Source organism: Desulfacinum hydrothermale DSM 13146, assembly GCF_900176285.1.
Taxonomy (GTDB): Bacteria; Desulfobacterota; Syntrophobacteria; order Syntrophobacterales; family DSM-9756; genus Desulfacinum; species Desulfacinum hydrothermale.
In genome coordinates this window covers 1-4,737 of the sequence record NZ_FWXF01000041.1, presented here as the reverse complement: position 1 = coordinate 4,737, position 4,737 = coordinate 1, and the positions used below count along the sequence as shown (strand labels likewise).

Annotated in this window: 3 protein-coding genes; 1 reads left to right on the top strand and 2 read right to left on the bottom strand. The window is 48.0% G+C overall.

The window, feature by feature from the left end:
* Positions 1–569, bottom strand: a 569-nt coding sequence (traF, locus tag B9A12_RS16335; protein WP_170920699.1) for a conjugal transfer protein TraF, incomplete at its 3' end; no start/stop codon positions are given.
* A gap of 31 nt (positions 570–600) precedes the next feature.
* Positions 601–3,936: a conjugal transfer protein TraN gene (gene traN / locus B9A12_RS16330; protein WP_170920698.1), complete on the bottom strand. Its 3,336-nt coding sequence runs from the start codon at positions 3,934–3,936 to the stop codon at positions 601–603.
* Positions 3,937–4,258: 322 nt separating this feature from the next.
* Between traN and B9A12_RS16325 the strand changes: the two genes are divergently transcribed.
* Positions 4,259–4,737, top strand: a 479-nt coding sequence (locus B9A12_RS16325; RefSeq protein WP_170920697.1) for a cache domain-containing protein, incomplete at its 3' end; no start/stop codon positions are given.

The following is a 4,737-nucleotide window of genomic DNA, read 5'->3' as shown; positions in this document are numbered from 1 at the left end:
CCGGCCTTTCGGGCAATGTCCTCCTTAAGTGCCGCCTTTTTGGCCTCATTCTGCAGTCGGAAAAAGCCTGCTCGCATAGCGTTGCTGAAGGGAAAACGAGTCTCTTCGTTAAGTAGAGGATCCAGTCTCGATACGCGGTAGCTCACCTTCGCAAAATTCTGCGCTTTGTCCATCATAATGCGATGGGCATACAGATAGGCTGCCACGTTCTCGGGCGTCGGATCGTCAATGGCGGTATCGAGAAGCTTCGGGAGGTTTTCCCTGATCCACCTGACGGAAAGCGGTTTCGGTTTCTCCGGTTGGGATACCAAAACCGACTGCCGTTCGAATTTCTTGGGAGATTCCGTTTCCTGAACAGGTAGACTTGCCGGCGGTTCTTTCTGTTCTTCCTGTTTTTGTTCTTGGTCTACAGGATCTTTGTAAAAAAACCATCCCTCTTCTTTGCCGGAATATACCGATTCATCCAAAGTATTAGCAGCTCGAACTTCACCGCTAGGCACATGCAATGCCATCGTGATACCAATGCTCCATGCCACCATGTACGCCACTATGTGCAGATAGAGCCTCATCGCTGTTTTCCACCATTCAAGATGTATTCATTTACCTCTGCGGATCAAAACACACTTGGTTTTCAGGATCCGGAACGGCTTCATACCAAGGCATATATTCCATGTCCGTATAGCATACCGAACGTTTGGCCATGGTATCCTTAATATCGGCCATCCTGTCTGTGTGGTCTGCGTATCTCTCGTGCAGGAGGTATTCCCCGGATACTTGTCCGTCCGGACCTGGAGGATCAATTCCATAAGCCCGTTTGGATCGTGGATAACTGGCCGACCAGATTTGGCGAGCCCGCTCCATGCTGGACGGCACCAAACCGCTTTGTTGCAACCGCGCCACCCACTCACTCAAATCCACACGAGACCAGTCTACTTGTTCGAGTTGTTGGGGAGTCAGACCGGCACAATTGGGATCTTTGGGGGATCCAAAACCTCCCAGTTGTGGGCGAATCTGTTGCATGATAATTCGTGCTAGCGGACTCTTGTAGCAACAGTAGGCCGTTTTCTTAACAATACATCCGATAAGAAACACTTTTTTGGCACAGTATGTGCCGATATATACGCAATTCCCAACCTTGCGGTCTATACCCAATCTTAACTCATCCTCATCGCATTTGAATACGAGGTGCCCAATAATTTTTAGAACGTTGTATGCCAAAAACGCCATATTTATTGCGTTGATTATCGTTGATATAGTTGAATTAAGTGCAATTTGGCCACCAGATGTAGTAAACAACGAATCCGCAAGTTCCGGCATTCCAAGAGTATCCTTTATGTAATGATAAAATGAAGACATTACCTGTTGCTTTACGCTGTTTATGCCAATGTTTTTTGCCGCTTCTCGGGCAACAGTTTCGGATGCCGTACCGGTAACTTCATAACCCAGATGAGTAATTCCGTTGGCAAGTGGAGACACAAGCGTATTGTTTAGAAGTTTGAACCCGGATTCAGTAAGGTGACCAACAGGTTCCAGGGCTTCGGCGAATGCGCTGTAACCGGGAATATCGGCCAGTGCACTTAGGGCCAGCGGATTATTGGCTATCTTTGCTCCATACACAACCAGCTTGACATAAGAAAGAGCATCTACTCCTGCCGCCGCCTTGGCCCCCTCTCTGCAACAATCTGGAGTCAGTCCAATTTCGTGGCCAATGGGTGTTTTGCATTTTCGGGTTTTACCTGAAAAAACAACCGGTGTGCATGGTTCGTCAACGGAAGTGGGTGGATTGCCTGTTTCAGCACATGCCAAATCGGACTGCATCATCTGGATTAGACCGGTGGCCGCAATGGCCCGATCTAAATCACCATTCGATTCGCTAGCCGGGTTATGACATTCTGTGCCCATACACCGAATTGTAGAACTGCACAGTTCGCTGCCGGCGTTAGCGGATGCTTCCTGTTCTTCATATTCAATATCTTCACCGCAGTCATAGATTATGTTGCCGACATAGCAAGCTCCCGAAAACTGCCCCACGGCACCTTCTTCACATTCTGTGCGAATGTAGGTACAGGCTGGGTCATTGTAATATCCGTGATACTCGCAATCATCCACACCACCGGGAAATATGTCGGGATGCGAATCAAGTCCTGTACCGTCATTCTCAATGCAGTGTATTTCTCCCTGCGGATCTGTATAGCATTCTCCGCTATTACCAATTGCATATTCACACTCCATGGGAGGAGCATTTCCAGCCCAGCATGTAGCCGGGACAACGGGTTGTCCGTTAATATCCGGCAATACTTCCAGCAGATCAAATATACCATGTGCAGGCCCGGCATTCTGACAAAAATTAACTCCGTCAATAGTTACACATGTGCGTTCATCAGTACAGTTAATCGAATAAGAGCACCACCCATCGCGTGCGTGTGCCATAAAATCTGTACATCCATCTATTGTATTGGTTGTGATGGCATACAGATCAGCTGTGATTTCCACCAGTGTACTTCCGTCAGGGATAACGGTTCCCTTCATGGTCCATCCGTCGCCAGATGTCCCATAATCAGCCACTGTTCCGGAACCGGATGTGAAATGATGATTATATACAAAATCGCCAGAAGAAAAGGGAGTACATTCCACTATAATGTACCCGTTATCCAGCTCAATTCTTTTGGTTTCGGCAGAACCTACAGTTGGACAACTAAAATTTATGGGTTCCGCAACGGATACCTGATGTTCTCCCGTAATTGGAGGTGGATTTCCTTGTCCATACTCATATTCATATTGCGTTATGGCCGCCACAACACGACTGGCCACTTTTTCAAACTCGAACCTTCTCTGAAAAGACGTGCATCCGTCCTGCCCAAGATACACTCCGGAACATGAATAATAATCCGGAACATGTACTGTTTTGGTGGAACGGGATGCAGATGATTCCTGCCAAGTACAACCTCCAAAAATCTGCGTTATCGGATCAGTACCATCATATATTGCATTTGTTCTGGCCAACATGCTAACCAGGGAATAATCATCTGTCAGATCAGGTTCGGGATTGTCATAGAATGAAGAGTATACAACATCGAATGCCTGCTGCTGTGAAGTATTGTTTTCGGTATCAAAAAAGGCTCGCACCCCCATCGCCTTAATATCACACAGGTCCACTCCATCGTAGATACACTCAGCAGGAGGATAAGTAGGGCAGTTTTCATTCACATAGTATTTGTTCACTCGATACAAATGCGCACTCACAGTAAAGGAATGAGAGCCGGAAAGATATATAGAACCGGTGCTGCTAAACCCATCATCAATAGTGCCATAAGATGTGATATTTCCGCTTTCTCCATGCTCTCCCTTAACATTATGATTGATGGTAAAGGAGCTATCTCTGGGGGCGGGAAACGGAGTGTTCTGAAACTTCAGAATTAGCGCAGAACCATTTCCGGATCGGGGCCGAAGAGTGGTGTGCCATGTACGATCCGCCCCGATTGTGGGAACGGAAAATTCAATTCGCCCCGTATAGGTGGAAGGAGTCAAGATTTCATTTCCGTTCTCATAATACTGTTCCCAAATTGTGGCAGTTAGTACAACCCGCTCCGATACGGGTGCGAAATGTATCACGGGACATCCATCTTTCATCAAGTTGGATCGAGCCTGTAGGGCTTCAACTGCCAGAGATTCCGGATCATCATATCCGTATGCCATACTGTTCATGTCATCCGCTTCGGCCCCAGGCGCAAATTCTTGGACATATATGGTATTCGAAGAGCTAACCCTACCACCAGGATCAATACCCAATTTAACATCTGGCAGGTTTGCTGAATTATGAAGCAAGTTCAGCCCGAAATTCTGACCCTGCATGGCAGACTCAACCACCTCGTCTGCCCGTACTTTTGTGACCGGCAGGACAACCTGCCCAGTTACCATGCAGAATATGACTGCCACCGATACTATCCTGCGCATCCCGACTGCCTCCATTATGTCCATGATAGTCGAATGCCTACTATTTGCCAAACACAGAAAAGAATAAAACTGTACACAGAAAAGCAAAACTTTAATCCATTTGTGGTGGTGTGTTTGTTTATGGCAGGCAATACTGCGCTCTCAGAAGAACAAACACGTCATGCCTTCCCTGTAAGTCTCAGCCCAAGTTGGATCCAGAACAGTTAAAGGACAATGCCGTTTGTACCGATTCAGGTTCACTGAAGCCATGTCCGGACCGGACAACGAAGCGAATTCAAGTCAAGAAGGAGGAGAAAATTCAAAGATGAGAAAGAGAAATTTCCACTTGGGAACCAAACTGCTTTTCATGGGTTTGTGGAGCGTGGTGGCCATCGCCGTGGCGCTCACCTGGGCGGCCTGGAAGATGGAATCCCTCATGATGGCGGAAAAAAGGGTGGCCACCCGGCATGCGGTGGAAGTGGCCTATTCTATGTTTGAGAAATACCATGCGGCCGCCCAATCCGGAAAGCTCAGCGAAGAGGCTGCGAAGAAAGCCGCCTTGGAACAGATTGCGGCCATGCGGTACGAAGGCAGCAATTATTTTTGGGTCAACGACATGACCCCCGCCATGGTCATGCACCCCATCAAGCCTGCTTTGAACGGCAAGGACATGAGCAGCTTCAAAGATCCGAACAACAAGCTCCTCTTTGTGGAGTTTGTCAAAGTCTGCCGGGAAAAGGGCGCGGGGTTTGTGGATTACATGTGGCCCAAGCCCGGTTCCGACAAACCGGTGCCCAAGGTGTC